Origin of the sequence: Bacillus kwashiorkori, from assembly GCF_001375515.1 — a bacterium.
GTDB classification, from domain to species: Bacteria; Bacillota; Bacilli; order Bacillales; family Caldibacillaceae; genus Bacillus_BK; species Bacillus_BK kwashiorkori.
Genome location: NZ_CTDX01000013.1, coordinates 83401 through 103301, shown reverse-complemented (window position 1 = coordinate 103301; position 19901 = coordinate 83401). Strand labels below are relative to the sequence as shown.

At 34.8% G+C, this 19901-nt stretch carries 19 protein-coding genes and 1 other annotated feature; of the genes, 14 read left to right on the top strand and 5 right to left on the bottom strand.

Annotated elements, in window-relative coordinates:
* Positions 1-54 precede the first annotated feature (54 nt).
* The 10 genes from BN1242_RS04725 to sspO all read left to right on the top strand — a co-directional run bounded on the left by BN1242_RS04725 (position 55) and on the right by sspO (position 10770).
* A complete protein-coding gene (locus BN1242_RS04725; RefSeq protein WP_062352070.1) occupies positions 55-987 on the top strand; it encodes a beta-ketoacyl-ACP synthase III in 933 nt (310 codons plus the stop codon).
* 163 nt (positions 988-1150) lie between these two features.
* Positions 1151-2389, top strand: a complete 1239-nt coding sequence (gene fabF / locus BN1242_RS04720) for a beta-ketoacyl-ACP synthase II (protein ID WP_062352067.1) — start codon at positions 1151-1153, stop codon at positions 2387-2389.
* 484 nt (positions 2390-2873) lie between these two features.
* The gene (locus BN1242_RS04715) at positions 2874-3896 is read left to right on the top strand and encodes an ABC transporter ATP-binding protein (protein WP_062352064.1); all 1023 of its coding nucleotides are present in this window, start codon (positions 2874-2876) and stop codon (positions 3894-3896) included.
* Positions 3893-4906: an ABC transporter ATP-binding protein gene (locus BN1242_RS04710; protein WP_062352061.1), complete on the top strand. Its 1014-nt coding sequence runs from the start codon at positions 3893-3895 to the stop codon at positions 4904-4906. The genes BN1242_RS04715 and BN1242_RS04710 overlap by 4 nt, the downstream gene beginning before the upstream one ends.
* Before the next feature lie 75 nt (positions 4907-4981).
* Complete coding sequence (opp4A, locus tag BN1242_RS04705; protein ID WP_077216109.1) at positions 4982-6673, top strand: oligopeptide ABC transporter substrate-binding protein; 1692 nt, start codon at positions 4982-4984, stop codon at positions 6671-6673.
* A gap of 34 nt (positions 6674-6707) precedes the next feature.
* Positions 6708-7673, top strand: a complete 966-nt coding sequence (gene opp4B / locus BN1242_RS04700) for an oligopeptide ABC transporter permease (RefSeq protein ID WP_062352055.1) — start codon at positions 6708-6710, stop codon at positions 7671-7673.
* Positions 7674-7686: 13 nt separating this feature from the next.
* Positions 7687-8595: an oligopeptide ABC transporter permease gene (gene opp4C, locus BN1242_RS04695; protein ID WP_062352052.1), complete on the top strand. Its 909-nt coding sequence runs from the start codon at positions 7687-7689 to the stop codon at positions 8593-8595.
* Between the two features lie 125 nt (positions 8596-8720).
* Positions 8721-9500, top strand: a complete 780-nt coding sequence (locus BN1242_RS04690) for a DUF2268 domain-containing putative Zn-dependent protease (RefSeq protein WP_062352049.1) — start codon at positions 8721-8723, stop codon at positions 9498-9500.
* A 256-nt stretch (positions 9501-9756) separates the two neighbouring features.
* Entirely contained in the window at positions 9757-10500 is a 744-nt protein-coding gene (locus BN1242_RS04685; protein ID WP_062352045.1) for a YjbA family protein, read from the top strand.
* Between the two features lie 114 nt (positions 10501-10614).
* Entirely contained in the window at positions 10615-10770 is a 156-nt protein-coding gene (gene sspO, locus BN1242_RS04680; protein WP_062352535.1) for a small acid-soluble spore protein O, read from the top strand.
* Between the two features lie 34 nt (positions 10771-10804).
* On the opposite strand, the gene trpS is transcribed toward sspO, so the two are convergent.
* Together trpS and BN1242_RS04670 are read right to left on the bottom strand one after the other, a co-directional pair.
* A complete protein-coding gene (gene trpS, locus BN1242_RS04675) occupies positions 10805-11788 on the bottom strand; it encodes a tryptophan--tRNA ligase (RefSeq protein ID WP_062352042.1) in 984 nt (327 codons plus the stop codon).
* Between the two features lie 95 nt (positions 11789-11883).
* Positions 11884-12106 (bottom strand) — a binding site (T-box leader).
* 370 nt (positions 12107-12476) lie between these two features.
* Positions 12477-12665 (bottom strand): hypothetical protein, encoded by a 189-nt coding sequence (locus BN1242_RS04670; protein ID WP_077216107.1) that lies wholly within the window; start codon positions 12663-12665, stop codon positions 12477-12479.
* Between the two features lie 464 nt (positions 12666-13129).
* On the opposite strand from BN1242_RS04670, the gene spxA reads away from it, so the two are divergent.
* The 4 genes from spxA to pepF all read left to right on the top strand — a co-directional run bounded on the left by spxA (position 13130) and on the right by pepF (position 17743).
* Positions 13130-13525 (top strand): transcriptional regulator SpxA, encoded by a 396-nt coding sequence (gene spxA, locus BN1242_RS04665; RefSeq protein WP_062352035.1) that lies wholly within the window; start codon positions 13130-13132, stop codon positions 13523-13525.
* A gap of 292 nt (positions 13526-13817) precedes the next feature.
* Positions 13818-14477 carry an adaptor protein MecA gene (gene mecA / locus BN1242_RS04660; RefSeq protein ID WP_062352032.1) on the top strand — a complete coding sequence of 220 codons (660 nt, stop codon included), beginning with the start codon at positions 13818-13820 and terminating at the stop codon, positions 14475-14477.
* A gap of 108 nt (positions 14478-14585) precedes the next feature.
* A complete protein-coding gene (locus BN1242_RS04655) occupies positions 14586-15782 on the top strand; it encodes a competence protein CoiA (protein WP_062352028.1) in 1197 nt (398 codons plus the stop codon).
* Between the two features lie 143 nt (positions 15783-15925).
* A complete protein-coding gene (gene pepF / locus BN1242_RS04650; RefSeq protein WP_062352027.1) occupies positions 15926-17743 on the top strand; it encodes an oligoendopeptidase F in 1818 nt (605 codons plus the stop codon).
* 138 nt (positions 17744-17881) lie between these two features.
* On the opposite strand, the gene BN1242_RS13110 is transcribed toward pepF, so the two are convergent.
* The 3 genes from BN1242_RS13110 to BN1242_RS04640 form a co-directional block, all read right to left on the bottom strand.
* On the bottom strand, positions 17882-18061 hold the full coding sequence (locus BN1242_RS13110) for a hypothetical protein (RefSeq protein WP_072136167.1): 180 nt from the start codon (positions 18059-18061) through the stop codon (positions 17882-17884).
* A 492-nt stretch (positions 18062-18553) separates the two neighbouring features.
* A complete protein-coding gene (locus BN1242_RS04645) occupies positions 18554-19420 on the bottom strand; it encodes a ClpXP adapter SpxH family protein (RefSeq protein WP_238985082.1) in 867 nt (288 codons plus the stop codon).
* Between the two features lie 15 nt (positions 19421-19435).
* Positions 19436-19834, bottom strand: coding sequence for a globin domain-containing protein (locus BN1242_RS04640; RefSeq protein WP_062352024.1), 399 nt, complete (start codon positions 19832-19834; stop codon positions 19436-19438).
* Positions 19835-19901 lie beyond the last annotated feature (67 nt).

Sequence of the window (19901 nt, the reverse complement as noted above, 5' to 3'; positions counted from 1 at the left end):
GAATTAATTGGAGAGTTTATTTTAATAGTAAAGATAATATTTAGGAGTGAAATTATGCAAGCTGGAATCATTGGAATCGGAAAATATGTACCGGAAAAAGTCGTTACTAATTTTGATTTGGAAAAAATAATGGAAACATCAGATGAATGGATTCGTACCCGTACAGGTATTGAGGAAAGACGAATAGCAAGCGAAGATATGGATACATCACATATGGCATATTTAGCCGCAAAAGAAGCAATGGAAAATGCGCAAGTAAAGCCGGAAGATATCGATTTAATTTTAACAGCGACGGTTACCCCTGATCAGCCCTTTCCGTCGATCTCCTGCATGCTACAAGACCAATTGGGGGCAAAGCATGCAGCGGCCCTTGATGTAAGTGCGGCATGTGCAGGTTTTATGTATGCGATGGTAACGGCTAAACAATTTATTGAAAGTGGCACATATAAAAATGTGTTAATTGTTGGTGCAGAGAAGCTATCAAAAATTACGGATTGGAAAGATCGAAATACTGCCGTGTTATTTGGCGACGGTGCGGGAGCTGTTATTATGGCACCAGTTTCAAATGGAAGGGGAGTCTTATCCTTTGAATTAGGGGCAGATGGTTCTGGTGGTAAGCATTTATATCAAGACCAACATATTTTTATGAACGGAAGGGAAGTATTTAAATTTGCTGTCCGACAAATGGGTGAGTCTGCTGTTCATGTTATTGAAAAGGCTGGAATAAATAAAGAAGATGTAAGTTATTTAATTCCACATCAAGCGAATATTCGTATTATGGAAGCTGCACGGCAACGATTAGAGCTACCTGTGGAGAAAATGTCTAACACAATTGCGAAATATGGTAATACATCTGCTGCGTCGATTCCAATCTCATTATACGATGATGTAAAAGCTGGAAAAATTAAGGACGATGATATTGTCGTGATGGTCGGTTTTGGTGGCGGATTAACATGGGGCGCTATTTTAATGAAATGGGGTCGCTAGGCGATATTATTATAATGACTTAATTATTTGAAAAAATAATAGTTTCCGTTACAATTTAATAAGGAAAGCAAGTTTGAAACGTTCGAAAAATCAATGGTGAATTTTTGAAATTTATTTTTTACATGACAACCATTTTTTAATTATTGCAAAGGAGTGGGGTAAAATGGAAAAGCGCAGGGTAGTCATTACTGGTTTAGGTGCTGTTACTCCTGTCGGAAATGATGTTGAGACATCGTGGAACAACATCATTCAAGGAAAATCTGGTATTGGAACACTTACAAGACTAAATCCCGATGATTTTCCAGCAAAAGTGGCAGCTGAGGTCAAAGATTTTAATGTGGAAGCCTATCTTGACCGAAAAGATGCTAGAAAAATGGATCGCTTTACCCATTATGCAGTTGCTGCTGCAATAATGGCAGTAAAGGATGCGAACTTAATAATTAATGAAGAAAATTCTCACCGTGTAGGTGTTTGGATTGGATCAGGAATTGGTGGAATGGAGACATTTGAAAATCAGTACGATGTATTTTTGAAAAGAGGATACCGCCGTGTTAGTCCATTTTTTGTACCAATGATGATTCCGGATATGGCGACAGGACAAGTTTCCATTATTTTAGGTGCTAGAGGAGTGAATTCATGTACGGTTACTGCTTGTGCGACAGGGACAAACTCTATTGGTGATGCCTTTAAAGTGATTCAACGTGGTGATGCCGATGCAATGGTAACCGGTGGGTCAGAAGCACCGATAACTAAAATGTCATTGGCAGGCTTTTGTGCCAATACTGCATTGTCGACAAATCCAGATCCAAATACAGCGAGTCGCCCATTCGATAAAAATCGGGACGGATTCGTTATCGGTGAAGGAGCGGGTGTAGTCATTTTAGAAGAGTTAAATCATGCCTTAAAACGTGGGGCAAAAATTTATGCTGAAGTTGTTGGCTATGGTTCAACTGGTGATGCTTATCATATTACTGCGCCAGCTCCAGAAGGCGAAGGTGGGGCAAGAGCGATGAAAATGGCTTTGGATGACGCAAACATTACCCCAGAAGAAGTTGACTATATTAATGCCCACGGGACTAGTACGGATTATAATGATAAATATGAAACGGCAGCAATAAAAGCTGTGTTTGGTGAACATGCATATAAACTAGCTGTAAGCTCAACTAAATCGATGACTGGACACTTATTAGGGGCTGCAGGTGCAGTAGAGGCAATCTTTTCCGCTTTATCTCTTAAAGAAGGAATCTTGCCTCCAACAGTTAACTTAGTTGACCCAGACCCAGATTGTGATTTAGATTATGTACCAAATGAAGCAAAGAAAAGGTCCATTACTTACGCACTAAGCAATTCACTAGGCTTTGGTGGCCATAATGCAACACTCTTATTTAAAAAATATGAATAACATAATTAATTTTGGAAAAAACCAAGAATAAAATCTGAAAAAGATTATTCTTGGTTTTTTCTTTGGTTAAGTTATTATTTATATTTGGTTTTTAGGCAGTTGTTGATTGTAAGGTGGCGACTCCTCGAAAAAAACAATCGCTTTTTCCTTTGTGCGCTGCCTTGCTGCCGAAGCGTTCCTTACCTGTGGGAATTAATAGAAAATATTAATGAAAACGTAATTTTACCAAGAATAGCAAAAAATAAAATAAATATAACAATAAAAGTATTTTAATATAAGGAATTTTTTAGTATAATATTTACAAAGATTAATGGCAAAAAAATTAAATAATAATTATTATTGATATACCAACATTGGCAACGCTTTCTATAATTTACTATTTAAATTTTTTAAAAAAAGTACTTGAAATTATTTTGATAATATAATATTATATTATTTAAATATAATAATTGCCTGAATATTTCATAAGTTAGAGGTGTGTAAAATGACTAAAATAAATAACTCACCAAACAATGTATTAGAAGTCAAAAATTTAGAAACTGCGTTTAAAATAGATGGCGAATATTACAATGCGGTGGATAATGTGTCTTTCCAAATGAAAAAAGGACAAGTATTAGGTATTGTAGGCGAGTCAGGGTGCGGAAAAAGTGTAATGTCTTTATCTATTATGCATTTACTGCCTAGAGGGATCGGAAAAGTTCGTGGCGGAGAAATTACATTTAACGGTACGAGAATAGATCAAATGTCAGAAAAAGAAGTAAATAAAATACGTGGGAAAGATATGGCGATGATTTTCCAAGAACCGATGACATCGCTCAATCCCGTCTTTACCATTGGCTATCAGCTACAAGAAACATTATTTAATCATATGAAAATTACAAAGGAAAAGGCACGGCAAGAAGCTATTACTCTATTAAAAAGTGTCGGAATTTCCCGACCTGAAAAAATTGTTGATGAATATCCGCATCAACTCTCAGGTGGTATGAGACAAAGGGTAATGATTGCAATGGCGATTGCTTGCCAACCGAAATTATTGATTGCCGACGAACCGACAACTGCATTAGACGTAACAGTGCAGGCACAAATATTAGAACTTTTAAAAAACATTCAGAAGGCGAACGATATGTCTATCATTTTAATTACCCATGATTTAGGGGTCGTTGCAGAAATGTGTGATGAGGTTATCGTTATGTATGCTGGCAGAATTGTTGAAAAAACAGATGTGGAAAAACTATTCTATCAACCGAAACACCCATATACGAAACTATTAATGGGCGCCATTCCAAAAATGGATGAGGAAGCGGAAGTACTTTCTTCCATCGAAGGAATTGTTCCTTCGCTAAAAAACATGCCGAAAGTGGGTTGCAGATTCGCAGATCGTTGTCCAATGGCGAAACCAGAATGTTTCACGGTAACACCACAATTGGCAGAAGTAGAAGAGGGGCATGAAGTTGCTTGCTTATTGTATGAGGAAAGCAAACCGAAAGAAGGGATGAAAGTATCATGAGCATCTTAGAAAAAGACCTCAAGCAAAATACAGAGCCGAAAGCGAAAGACAATCTCTTAGAAGTTAAGAATTTAAAAACATACTATCCGATTAAAGGCGGCTTTTTCCGCAGAACAGTCGGTTATGTAAAAGCGGTGGACGATGTAAGCTTTGAAATAAAAAAAGGGGAAACACTCGGATTAGTAGGGGAATCAGGTTGCGGAAAGTCTACAACAGGCCGAACTATTTTACGCTTGTTAAATGCAACGAGCGGACAAATTATTTTTGACGGACAAGATATTACCAATATACGCGGAAAAGCGTTGCGTGAGGCACGTAAGGATTTTCAAATGGTTTTCCAAGATCCATATGCCTCTTTAAACCCAATGCAAATGGTTGGAGATGTAATTGCTGAACCGCTGAAGAACTTTGGCAAACATAATCCAAAAGAATTAAAAGCAGAAGTAATGGACTTGTTACAGCGTGTTGGACTTCCCGAAGATGCCTATTATAAATACGCCCACGAATTTTCTGGTGGTCAAAGACAACGGATAGGTATCGCAAGATCATTAGCGTTGAAACCGAAATTAATCATTGCTGATGAACCAGTTTCTGCCCTAGACGTTTCCGTACAGTCACAAGTATTGAATTTATTAAAAGAATTACAGCAGGAATTTGATTTAACATACTTATTCATCGCTCACAACTTAAGTGTTGTCAAACATATGAGTGATCGGATCGGAGTTATGTATTTAGGTAACATAGTGGAAATTGCTGATAAAAGCTCAATATATGATGAACCACTTCATCCATATACACAAGCATTAATTTCTGCAATACCTGAACCAGATCCGAAACGTAAAAAAGAACGAATAGTATTAACTGGTGACTTGCCGAGCCCGGCCAATCCACCGACAGGATGTCCGTTCCATACGAGATGTCCTGTAGCTAGACCTGAGTGTTCTGAAGTAAAACCACAACTTAAGGAGGTGAAGCCAGGACATAAGGTGGCATGTGTTTTATATGATTAAAAGCTAACGAAAATCCTTAAAACATCGTTAGGGGCCTAATGGCTAAGACATACATGATTACATGGGGGGAAAATAATGAAGAAAAAATTATTAGGATTGACAGCACTAGTTCTTGCTTTGTCGATGTTCCTTGCTGCTTGTGGTGGTAAAGATTCAAGCAACGGTTCATCTGATAGTGGATCTGATTCAAAAGCGGGAGGAACATTAACATATGTAATGTCCACTCCATTTGATGGATTACTAGACGTTAACTTTTATGAATCAGCGACAGATGCAGAAGTTTTAAGCTTTACTCAAGAAAGTTTAATTGATTATGATGATAAACTTGTTCCACAACCGAACATTGCTTCATGGAAAACAGAAGATAATAAAGTGTATCATTTTACATTTAAAGAAGGTGTAAAATGGCATAATGGCGATGAATTAGTTGTGGATGACTGGATTTTTGCAATCGAGTCTATCGCAACAATCGGTGCTGATTCCGCACGTTGGGTGAACGTTAATACGATTGAAGGTGCGGAAGCATTTAACGAAGGTAAAGCAGATTCTATTTCTGGTTTGAAAAAAATTAATGACTATGAAATTGAAATTACTTTCGAAAAGGCAGCAGTCAATAATTTAGAAAACTTATGGACATACCCACTAAATCGTAAACATTTTGAAGGTGTAGATCCGCTCAAAATGTCTGAATCTAAACAAGTTCGTCTAGAACCAATGGGTACAGGACCATTTAAAATCGACAAAGTATTGCCTGGTGAATCTGTAGAACTATCTAAATTCCCTGATTACTGGCAAGGGGAACCAAAAATTGATAAAGTCATTGTAAAAGTTATTGATGCATCGTTAATCCCAGGTGAGTTTGGCAGTGGCAAAATTGATATGTCACAAATTGCTCCAGCAAGCTTACCAGATGTTGAGGCTACAGGTAAAGCAAAAATTGAAGTAGTTCCTGGCCTATCTTATTACTACATCGGTTTTAAATTCGGAGAAATGAAAGACGGTAAAATTGTCATGAATCGTGATAAATACAATGACAAAAAATTACGTCAAGCAATGATGTACGCTTTAAATCGTCAAGAGTGGATTGATGCTTTCTTTGGTGGATTAGGGAAACCAATTGATAGTGTAATTCCTTCTTCCCATTGGATTGCAGCAACAAATGAACAATTACCAAATAATTACACTTATGATCCAGAAAAAGCAAAACAATTGTTAGATGAGGCTGGATATAAAGATGTAAATGGTGATGGAAAACGGGAAGATCCAAATGGTAACGAATTTGTTATTAATTTCTCTCACTACGCATCATCTAACCCAACATTTGAAACACGTGCACGTCAGTTAACTCAATATTGGGATGAAGTTGGATTAAACACGAAATTGTCTATGACTGATAGTGGTTTATACTATGAACAAATTCAAAAAGACCATAAGAGTGTAGAAGTATTTTACGGTGGTTGGGGAACAGGTGCTGACCCAGATCCATGGGGATTATGGGGTGATGACACAAGCTTCAACTACCCACGTTGGACTAATGAACGTGCTTTAGAAGTAATGAAGGAAGCAATTGACTATAGTGTTGTTGGACAAGATACGGAAAAACGGAAAGATTTATATGTTGAATTCCAACAAATCTTTAACGAAGAACTTCCTGTATTACCTATTTTAGAACTTGAAGATGCTTATGCATTATCAGAACGTCTTAAAGGTGTAACATTCGACGTAAGTGGCTTTAACTCACCACACGAATGGTACTTAGAAGATTAATATTAAACTTGTAAGTTAGATAAGGAGAATGCATATGTTAAAATACGCACTTCGAAGAATACTATCCATGATTCCAATGCTTTTCCTTATCTCCATTGTAGTGTTTACCCTGGCAAAACTCATGCCAGGGGACCCTTTCACTGGAGAGCTCGATCCGAATATTCATACTGAAGAGTACATTGAGGAAATGAGAGAAGAACTTGGTTATAATGATCCAATTCATGAACAATATTTTCGTTGGATAACAAACTTTTTCCAAGGAGATTTTGGTAAGTCTACGAGATATAAAGTACCTGCCAATCAAATTATTATGGAGCGGATTCCAAATACAATTTTTCTCGGTATTACTTCATTATTAATTACGTATATTTTTGCGTTTATAATGGGAACGTTCGCTGGACGTAAACCTTATACTTTAGGAGACCATGCGATTGGGACGTTTAACTATATCGGATTAGCATTGCCATCATTCGTTGCTGGTGTTTTTGCAATATACTTTTTTGCCTTTGGTTTAGGGTGGTTCCCGTCAAACGGTTCAGTAGACATATCGTTGGATAAAGGATCGCTAGCATATTGGTTAAGTCGGTTACATCATGTGTTTTTACCTGCACTAGTTTTAGGATTATTAAGTACAGCTAGTTATACCCAATTTTTACGAAATGATATTATTGAGAATAGTAGAAAAGACTATGTTCGAACAGCTCGTGCAAAGGGAACGAGAGAAAGTAAAATATACAATGTTCATATTTTAAGAAATTCGATAATTCCTTTAGTAACGTTTTTAGGTTTTGATTTTGTTTCCATTGTAGGGGGAGCAATTATTACAGAAACGATCTTTACTTATCCTGGTATCGGGCAATTATTTTTGAACTCTGTATCGACCCGTGATTATCCAATTTTAATGACATTGACGATGATGTTTTCTACATTAACATTACTCGGAAATTTAATTGCAGACTTACTATACGGAATTGTCGATCCAAGAATTAGAGTAGACTAGGAGGAATGGATGCATGGAAGCAGTACAAGAAACAACGAAGAATATGAAACAAAAACCACCTAAGAGTATGTCACCATGGGCCATTGCTCGTCGTAAATTCTTAAAAAATAAATTAGCGATGATAAGTTTAGCGTTTTTATTAATAGTAGCAATTGTTTCCATTTTGGCACCATTTATTTCTTCTCAAGATATTGTGAAGGTAAATATTTCAAAAATGTCACTAGAACCTTCCTCTGAACATTTTCTTGGGACTGATAAAAGTGGAAGAGACATTTTCACGAGATTACTTTTCGGTGGTAGGGTTTCTTTATTAATAGGACTATCATGTACCTTTTTCGTAATAGTATTAGGTACTATCGTTGGTTCAGTAGCAGGGTACTTCGGTGGAATTATTGATAACTTATTAATGCGTTTTACAGATTTAGTGTTAACTTTCCCATTTATGGTATTCGTTATCGTATTGAATGCGATTCTAGATGGTAAGGTGAATGGAGTATGGGTATTAATTGGTACGATTAGTATTTTGAGTTGGGGCGGTGTTGCTCGGATAGTCCGAAGTAAAATTTTAGCAGAAAAAGAAAATGAATATGTCCTTGCAGCGGTTTCCATTGGCTGTCGGCCATCTAAAGTTATCGTGAAGCATATATTGCCGAATGTTTTATCAACGATTATCGTTCAGGCTACAATTCTATTCGCTAGTATGATTGTTGCAGAGTCTGGACTAAGTTATTTAGGTTTCGGTGTCCCAGTCGAAACACCTAGCTGGGGAAATATGTTATCTTATGCAAATGAACCAGACGTATTATCTGGAAAACCATGGATTTGGATTCCACCAGCGTTGGCAATTACTTTAACCATTTTGTCGATTAACTTTATCGGTGAAGGAATTAAAGATGCGTTAAATCCAAAATCTATCCGTTAAAATCTACCCTCTTCAAAAGGTAGATTTTTTTTGTCTACAATTAGAAGATGGTCCAAACTTACGTTGCAACAATAGTTACTTCCCCGAATATAATACGAAAAAGGTATGAGGTGGTGCAGAAGATTGTGGTTATTGATACAGATATATGGTTAGATCACTATTTCTTTGAACCGCTGAAACTATGTAAGCAAATAAAAAAGTATTTTTCTGATTTAACAGAGCTACAAATTTTGCAGTTGCTTCAAGAGAAAGGATTGTATCAACCTTCCGTCTTTACGAAACATAGCTATGAGCAACTAAAAAAACAAAATATATGGGTCCGATTTCGTTTTTATGAGCAAAAATATAAAAAATTGTGGAATGGACCAGATATTCCACTATTTATTTTTCCTTGTCATCATTCGATATTTTCATCCATTCGCAAAAATGGGTTCACATTCCCAGATAAAGTTTTATTTTTTTTAACTCCACTTGAGGATAACGAGGAATATGAAGCTTTATTTGTTCATGAATATCATCATGCTTGCAGATTAGCGGGTATCGGAAAACCGATAGAAGAGGCAACATTATTAGATTCATTAATAATGGAAGGTTTGGCAGAACACGCAGTTCGAGATTATTGCGGGGAAAAATATATAGCTAGACAGAAATATAATTATAAAGAGAAAGAAATATTGTATTTTTGTCAAAAAGTGTTTAAAAATAATTTACACAAAAAAATTAGCGACCCAATACACAATCAACTTTTGTATGGGTACGGTTTGAAAATACCTCCGTTTATTGGTTATTTAACAGGTTATTATTTAATTGACTTGTATAGAAACAAAATGCCTTTTTCAATAAAAGACACATTGAATACAGCTTCTGAGCAATTTTTAACTGTTGTGAAGGAAGATTTACCATAAATATAACGTTTTTTATAGAATGGTGACGTAACTGGAAAAAGATGACGACTATATATGTTGTAACAACATTTGACTTCGAAATTAGTTTGAAATTAAGGAACAAACAATTCGACGCGCAACAAGTTTGAAATAGGATATAAATTTTTTAGAGTAATTTGCTGGACTTTTTCATGAATAATTGCTTGCATAGGAATATTTTAACTTCCCTCGGCCAATACTGAAAAATAACAGACTCAAAGTGAGGGGATTGAATATCATGATGTATTTACATGATGTTTGGGTAAATTGGTTCGAGGGAGAAGAGAATGGATACAATGTGTGCCATTTCCACGAATGGCGAAAAGACGATAAAATTGAATTATTAGATCAAGTCCCATTAATAAAAGTTTCGCCAGAATTATATCAGTACATTGAAAATGATTTGGCTGATTTACCCGAAAGTTTATTAAATGACGTGTATCAAAAGGCATACTTGCGTAGAAACCATGAACGGATCCAATTAGAATATTGTTTTATTGTAACGGATGGAATAGGCATATTGGCTGTAGACACAATCGGCTATCAAATTCCGATGAGAAAAAGTCGGCTTATTCCTCGGCAAGAGCAATTAGTTTATGAAATGATTGAAGATAAAGTGGTGGAGAATTATCCATTTACTAATAAAAGTGAAAAAAATTATCACATCCTTTCGCCGGAACCGATACTTATGCAAGGTTTAACTCGAAAAGAACGGCAATTAAAACATTTATTGTTCATGGCTTTAGATCAATTATTAGCAACAAAAAACACGGCGCAAGTTCGTTATTTTTATACAGAATGGGCACCGGAAAGATATCAAGACATTCAAACGAAGCCTTTTGATGAGATTTGGAATTTGCTTTATGATGAAGTAAAAATTGGGTGGACAGAAAAACACGAGCATTTGTGTGAAGCTTTAATAAAAGGACAGCCGTTTTTTGAAAAATTATGGGAATTACAAAATGGTTCCAAAGTTAACTAACCGTAAGAATTTTTAATTTGAATGTTGGACAAACTATAAAGGATATTGGTGCTTAGCATTTGACTAATAAGATTTACTGATAAAGAGGTGTCTGTCATGCACGAAAATGAAAAAATGGCGAAACAATTATCTAAGGACTTCAGTGATAAACAGGCGGTAAAAAAACAGCAGTCACGTCAATATGACCATGAATTAGCCAATGAGCCGTTAAGTATGGAAGAAAAATTAAATAATAAAAAGACAAAAAAAGACAATGAAAAAGATGGCTAAATTGGCCATCTTTTTCGTTATAACAAAAGTGACATTAGTGCCTTCCAAGTCCCATTGCTTTTTCCATTTTGGCTATCATCGCACTAGCTACTTTGTTTGCTTTTTCAGCACCATTCGTTAATATATCATCTAACTTTGTTGATTCAACTAAATTTTGATAACGTTCTTGAATAGGAGTTAATTCACTAATGACCGCGTTAGCCACATCCGCTTTAAAAACACCATACCCTTGACCTTCATATTTTTTCTCTAATTCTTCAATGGATTGCTTACTAAAAATGGAATAGATTGCTAAAAGATTTGATATCCCAGGTTTATTTTCTTTGTCAAATTTTACAATTCCTTCCGAGTCAGTAACAGCACTTTTAATCTTTTTCTCAATTTGTTTTGGCGTGTCGAGTAAAGAAATAAATGCTTTTTGATTGGCATCTGATTTACTCATTTTCTTTGTCGGCTCTTGAAGGGACATAATTCTTGCACCGACTTCGTTCACTTTAATATCTGGAAGTGTGAAAATAGATGCGTATTTTTTATTAAATCTTTCAGCTAAGTCTCTCGTTAGTTCTAAATGCTGTTTTTGGTCCTCGCCTACAGGAACTAAATCTGCATTATATAATAAAATATCGGCGGCCATTAAAGGTGGATAAGTAAGTAGTCCAGCTGAAACTGCTTCTTTTCCAGCGGACTTATCTTTAAATTGGGTCATCCGTTCAAGCTCTCCAATATAAGAAATACATTGTAACATCCAAGCAGCTTGTGCGTGGGCTGGAACTTCGGATTGTATAAATAAAGTCGCCTTCTCAGGATCAATGCCGACAGCTAAATATAATGCCGCTAAGTTGCGAATATTTTGCTTTAATTGTTGCGGGTCTTGAGGAACTGTAATGGCATGTTGATCAACAATACAGAAATAACAATGATAATCATTTTGCAGTTCGACAAATTGTTTTAATGCTCCGATATAGTTACCGATTGTAATCGTACCGCTAGGCTGAATACCTGAAAAAATGGTTTTCATGTTTTATCCCTCCATAAGTTTTTCATATGCTCCATGCAAACTGCAGCATACGCATAATCCGTTAAAAAAACAAATAAAAAACAACCATACATCCAGTTAGGGACGAATGGTTGTTGTATCCGTGGTACCACCCTAGTTACCTATAAATAGGTCACTCAGATCCTTATAACGTTAAGGCACGCTCTACCTACTAAAATCATTAGATTCGTTCAGTTTTGGCTCGAAAGTCCATTCCATTCATGTTTTCGTTTGTTTTCACCATCCACAAACTCTCTAAAGAAAACAGTTGAATGTACTATTCTTTCTCATCGCTTTTGCAATTATTTTATTTAATTTTTATTATAGTAAATGATTCTTTAGAAAGCAACCTCGTAAAAGGTAAAAATGGAACGAACAATCCACAAATATGTTGTACGAATAAGATTTTGCTCCTTTAATTTAAGACTATGTTATTGTTTATCGTTGTTTTTAGGCATTTGTTGATTGTAGTGTAAGGCGGCCACTCAGGCGGGAACAGCACGAGCGGAAGCCCCTGCAGACACGTACCGTCGAAGCGGCTGAGGCCGTGCCCGCGGAAAGCGTCCGCCTGTTCCTGTCGCTTCCCTTTTGTCACAAATAAATTTGAAACGGAAATCAACACCAGTCTTTAACATAGCTTAATTTAAAAAGCATCTTTGTAAAACTTTCGTTATCGATGATTACTGTTCCCGCCTACTTGTTTCCACCCAGCTTGAATCGCTTCCATTTGCTTTAGATACTCGTGTTTATTTTTCCCGAAAAGTAATTTTCCAAAAAAATTAAGGATAACTCCTAAAAAAGCGGTAGTCAAAATAATAAAACTAAATGTTAATGAAAAATCAATAAAATAACCGAACAAATTCATCACCTCCTAGTTTGTCAACCAGATAAATTTATTACCTAAAAGGATAATAATGTACAAATGAAAAGTGATTAACTACCTTTCCTAAGCTTTTGTACGATCGTTCACAGTATTGTCACTAATTATTACTTATTTATGTATTTTTTCATTCATATATTACAAATGAAAATGGTTTATAAAGTCTTCAATATGGGTAAAGATACTAGGCGTACATATTCAAAGTCTTTTATAATCAAGGAAAAAAAACAATAATTTTACGGAAAAAATTTGAAAAAACATATACCAAAATTGATTAATATCATGTATAATTATAAATAAGAATTACTAGTTTAAATTAATTACAATTAAAAACTATGTATTATAGATAGAATAATATTTAAAGTGTGATAAGGGTAACAATGTTGTAAAATTACTAAATTATAAATATATATTTATATACTAAAAGGAGTGAAAGCGCTAAAATGGTCACATTGTATACAGCACCTAGTTGTACTTCATGTCGGAAAGCAAAAGCGTGGTTGGAAGAGCATGAAATCCCATTTAAAGAACGGAATATTTTTTCTGAACCATTAACAATGGAAGAGATAAAAGAGATTTTTAGAATGACAGAGGATGGAACGGACGAAATTATTTCTACTCGGTCAAAAACATTCCAAAAGTTAAGGGTCAATTTAGAATCATTACCATTACAAAAATTATTCAACTTAATTCAAGAAAATCCTGGTTTATTACGTCGTCCAATTATTATTGACGAAAAACGCTTGCAAGTAGGTTATAATGAAGATGAAATTCGCCGTTTCTTGCCGAGAAGAGTAAGGACTTACCAACTTTTAGAAGCACAAAAAATGGTAAATTAAAATGATTTACAAATGAAAAATATTCAGATATAATGTATATTCAATAATTACCTTCATGCTTTACAATAGCATGAAGGTTTTTTCAAACTTACATGCAAAGTCATTACTCAGGGTAGGTTGTTTTCTCATTTTTTGTTTATTAGCAGAATTTATTTCCCTTCTGAATAAAATTGTCATAAAATAATAATAGATAGGATAAAATGATTTTTGCATAATCTATATGTATAGGCATTTTTAATGCTAAGGGATATTTTTCCCTTCAATTAAAATGGTTAGAAGGGAGAGTTGTAAAGTGGAAATCGAACGCATCAATGAAAACACCGTGAAATTTTTCATATCGTACGTTGACGTTGAGGAAAGAGGTTTCGATCGGGAAGAAATATGGTATAACCGTGAAAAAAGTGAAGAATTATTTTGGGAAATGATGGATGAAGTTCATCAAGAAGAAGATTTTACATTTGATGGGCCATTATGGATTCAAGTACAAGCTTTAGACAAAGGCCTTGAAGTCGTTGTCACGAAAGCTCAATTATCAAAAGATGGAAATCCTCGTTTCGACATAATTGCGGATGAAAAAGCTCAAACAGAAGATAGGATCGGAGAATTACTTGATCATCATTTCCATTTTAACAATGATGATCAAACAGAGGTGGAGGAAGAAGATTACGTCTCCTTTATAGCATATTTCCATGATTTTGAAGATGTAATAAATTTGGCTAAACGCCCGTGGCCAAAGGAAATGGAAACGAAACTTTTTTCCTATGATAATAAATACTATCTTTACGTAGAGTTTTCCTATGACTTCTTCACAGAAACAGAAATTGATAACAATATAAGTTTGATACTTGAATATGGTATTGAGTCGGAAAGAACAATTGAATTTTTACAGGAATATGGAAAAGAAGTAATTTCAACTGACGTATTTACAACAATAAACCATTATTTTTTATAATAGACCGAACATCAAGACAACTCCATCTTAATAGGTGGAGTTTTTTTATAATAACTCTTTTCTCTAAAACAATATTAAAAAATTCATATTATAGGAGTGGATAAAAAAGTGTTTTTTGCTTTAACAAATTCAGGTAAATCCATTACTTTATTGAAAATGACAGTAAGTGAAATTCATCAACTAAAAAAAGAACAGCCTTTTTACTGTCCGCATTGTAATGGAGAGCTTATTCTAAAAGTAGGTTCGAAAAAACTCCCCCATTTTGCGCACAAATACATCTGCCCAGTGAAGCCGGAAGGAGAAACGGCTGCCCATCTAAGCGGAAAAAAATTATTACACGATTGGTTGGTAGCGCAACAATTGCAACCGAAGATGGAAATTTATTTTCCCGATATTAACCAACGTGCCGATATTTTGTTTTACTGGAAGAAAAAACCGTTTATTTTTGAGTTCCAATGTTCTTCAATCCCTGTTAATGAATTAGAGAGACGAACAAAGGCTTATCATCAGGCGAATTTTACCCCTCTGTGGATTACCCATCAAGACAAAATCGGAAAAATTAGCAACCACATTTTATCAATAACTGATTATCTTAGTTTTTTTATTACTAATTTCCCACAAAATAGCGAACCAATGATCCTCGCCTTCCATCCAGAAAAGCGACAATTCCAATTAATTTATCACTTCATGCCAATTTCCACTCGAAAAGTACTTGTTCAACAAATGAACATTGGATATCAAACAACACTGCAACAACTATTCTCATTTCAAAAGCCAATTCCCCAACACTTTTTCCAATACTGGTACATCTATGCAGAAAAATGGCTTTTTCATCTTCCACTTTATAATAATGCTCGAAGAAACAAGTTTTTAACTTTTCTTTATCAAAATAATATTCATCCAACAAAATTACCAATGGAGGTTGGTGTCCCAGTACCGTACATGATTCTTATCGAAACACCCCCCATTATTTGGCAAACGTATATTTTTCTATTTTTATTTAATGAAAATAGGGGACGAAGATATATCTTCCTAAAAGAATTAACAAACTATTTGCAAAAAATCGTTAAAGAAGGGTTACTACGATTTCGGTTAACACAGTACAGTTTTTTAGCAAACAAATATATGCCAATAAAAAAATACTTAGTTTTTCTAGAAAATGTCGGATTAGTGAAACTAAAAGAGGATAAGTTATTTGTAAATACATCACGCATGACAAATGTTCATTATAGAAAAACTCGTCAACAATCTTTTAATCAATTTTTAGAAAAAAATAGAGGAAAAATTTTGCAGCTTTTTTATTGACGGAAAAGTGAAATAGGTTTATGTTTAAAAGTAATATATGTTTTTCTAATGAGGATATATGGTAATAATTATTATCTTTAATTAACGAAATATTTCCTCTTATTGAATTGAACATATAAATTTTTGATATGGAGGTACAACAGATGACAAATGAAACTACAGTAAAAAAACTTCCTGTTAGAAGTGAAATACCTGTTGAACATACTTGGAAATTGGAAGATATTTTTGCTACAGATGAAAAATGGGAAGCAGAATTTGCCGAAATAAAGAATTTGATTCCAAAAGCAGGAGATTTCCAAGGGAAATTAGCTGAAGCTGCTGACACATTATATGAGGCATTACAATTGCAAGATGAAGTAATGTCCAGATTAGGAAGACTATATACATATGCCCATATGCGTTATGATCAAGATACGACAAACTCCTTTTATCAAGGATTGAATGATCGTGCAAGAAGTTTATATTCACAAGCAGGAAGTGCTTTTGCGTACGTTGTTCCTGAATTACTAGGAATTGATGAGGAAAAGCTCCAACGTTTTTTACAAGAAAAAGAAGAGCTAAAGTTGTACGAACATGCGTTAGAAGAAATTAATTTACAACGCCCTCATGTTTTAACTGCTGAAATGGAAGGCCTACTAGCACAAGCTTCAGAAATAATGGGGGCATCTAGCAACACATTTGGCATGTTAAACAATGCAGATTTAGAATTCCCGACAATTAAAGATGAAAATGGCGAAGAAGTAGAAGTAACCCATGGAAGATACATTAACTTCCTAGAAAGCGCTGATCGCCGAGTACGTCACGACGCATTTAAAGCAGTGTATCGTACGTACGAGAAATTTATCAATACATTTGCTAGTACTCTTAATGGGCAAGTGAAAAAGGATAATTTCTATGCGACCGTTCGGAACTTTAAATCAGCAAGACATGCAGCATTATCGGCTAATAATATACCAGAAGAGGTTTATGAAAATCTCGTAAATACTGTTAATAAAAATTTACATTTATTGCACCGCTACGTTAAACTGCGTAAAAAATTACTTGGTTTAGATGAGTTACATATGTATGATTTATACACTCCATTAGTTAAAGATGTAAATATGAAAGTATCTTATGAAGAGGCGAAAGAATTAACATTGAAAGGGTTAGCTCCATTAGGGGAAAATTATTTGGCGATTGTAAAAGAAGGTTTTGAAAATCGTTGGGTAGATGTGTATGAAAACAAAGGAAAAAGAAGCGGTGCATACTCTTCTGGGGCATATGGAACAAGCCCATATATTTTAATGAACTGGCAAGATAATATAAATAATTTATATACATTAGTTCATGAGTTCGGCCATTCCGTTCATAGCTATTATACGAGAAAACATCAGCCATACCCGTATGGTGACTACTCAATATTCGTTGCAGAAGTTGCTTCAACAAGCAATGAAAACTTATTAACGGATTACTTATTAAAGACTATGGCTGATGATAAAAAACGTCTATACATTTTAAACCATTACTTAGAAGGCTTCCGTGGTACGGTATTCCGTCAAACAATGTTCGCAGAATTTGAACATGAAATCCACAAACGGGCACAAAATGGTGAAGCATTAACAGCGGAACTCTTTACAAAACTATATTATGATCTGAATAAAAAATATTTTGGTGACGACATTGTCGTAGATGAGGAGATTGGCTTAGAATGGGCAAGAATCCCTCACTTTTACTATAACTATTATGTTTATCAATATGCGACAGGATTTAGCGCTGCAACAGCGTTAAGCAAGCAAATATTAGAAGAAGGACAACCAGCTGTCGAACGATATATTACTCATTTCTTACAAGCCGGAAGCTCCGATTATCCTATTGAAGTGTTGAAAAAAGCTGGAGTCGATATGACAAGTGCAAAACCGATAGAAGATGCATGTAAAGTATTTGAAGAAAGATTAACAGAAATGGAAAAATTATTATCGTAATAAGAACAACAGCAGCTCTTTTTCAGGCTGCTGTTTTTTTCATATTTTTAGAAAGAAGATATACGCTTGCAGAAAAGGAACTAGTTTTTCCGTTTCCATTCCCAATATTCTTGTTTTTTCTAAATAAGATACATACCTTCATTTAAATCCTTTAAAACGATTTCGATTATTTATATACAGGAGGAAAATAAAAAAGGAAAGAAACAAAAGACTACTGGAAAGATAAATCGGAATTAAATCTAATAACGCATATAAATGAAGGATAAAAGAGATAATAATGAATAAAATCATCATTGGTATCGCCAACTGTTTAATCAAAGTAGGCACCCCTAACGGTGTATTTTGTTTATTAAATCATATGTACAAACAATGGAATTATGATTGAAAGACTATGAAGGCGGACTCAAATGTGACAAACTTGTGAAATAGTAAACGAACCCTTGCATTCGAAAAAAATATTTGTTATTATAATGGTGTGAAGTTATTCACAAACAAACATATACCCCTTTGTTTGACCGTGAAAATTTCTCCCATCCCCTTTGTTCGTAACAATAGAAGGTTCAGTAGACCACCCATCTGCTGAACCTTCTTTGTTTTTATTTTAGTCTCTTTTCCCAAAGATTGAAATTAAAACTAGTTGATTGAAGCACTGGACGGCGACGGAACGGAAATCAACACCATTCTTTAACATAGCCACTGATGAAACCGATTTTTCACCATGGCGAATGAAAATAGCTGTATTCTCAGGGCAGCCTAAAAATAAAAAACATACTTAATTCAATAAGTATGTTAAACGTCCAGTATGTCGCATTAATACACAACACGCCAAAATGTTCCGTGGGTTGAAACTAATTTTTCTATTTTTTGTTGAAACAGTAGCTTCTTTAATTCCTTTTCCACTCTGCTTACAGGCCACTCATATACTGTTACAATATCGTTGGTCGTTACTAGTTGAAAGTGATGGATGAACGATAACAGTGGTGGTAATTCTTCACGATTTGGCATTTCGCCGAGCATTTCTACTAATACTTCTTCGTATATTTCATACTGATGGACTCCAGTTACTTTTAGTCCTGGCTGTTCAGAATTGTTATTAAATAATACTAAAGAAGGTATTTCTTCCACTCCCATTTCATTCGAAATTTGAATATCACATTGAAATGCATTGGATGTACTTACTGAATGGATATCATTTTGAAATTCATGTACGTCTAACTGAACCTCTTTCGCACATTCCAGTAAAATATTTACATCGGTAATATTTTCCCCTTTTAAAAATAAGTACTCCTGTAATTTTCTTAAGAATCGAATACCTGCTTTTCTACCTTGTAATTCCGCTGCTTTTATAGCGATGGAAGCTAAAAATGGGCTTGTTATTCCGTGTTGCCCTGCAACATTTTCACAATGTGGACACGGACGATTATGATCGTATGGTCGTGGTGATGTGGAAATCCTTTTAACTTTTTTAGGAAGAGGATTTAAATGTTGTAATTTTCCTGTTAAAACATATGTTAAAGAAAAATATTGGCTATATTCCAATAGTAACTTTTTAATGATCGGTTCTAACGCCCAACAATGTTGACATAGTGGATCTATAAACAAAAATAGTTCTAGAGGCCTATTTTCATGATAGGAATATGCTTCTAATTCTAAATTATAATGCTTTTTGTCTATCACTGTATTTCACCTTTTTCATCTTTCTTCCTTTATATCATTTGTATTAACCATATGGTGGGCAGTAATGACAAGTCTCGAAAAAAATTCTTCACGAACAGGCCCTGTGAAACTCACTTCATCCATCGCATCTGACATACATTTGAGCCAAGCTTCCGCACGCTTACTTGTTATTGGGAATGGTAAATGTCTCGCCCGCAACCTCGGATGACCGTGTTCGGCTGTATATAAAGGTGGACCACCTAAAAATTGTGTCAAAAACTGCTTTTGCTTTCTAGCTGTTTCTGTAAGATCATCGGGAAAGATGGGAGCTAAATCTGGATCTTGATGAACTTTCTTGTAAAACTCATCTACTAATCGATATAGCATTTCTTCACCAATGAGATTAAATTGTGACTGAAAATAATTATTGTTCATTGGAAATTCTCCTTTACTGCTTTGATAAATATTTTATCAACCGTGAACATATATCTCAAATAAATAG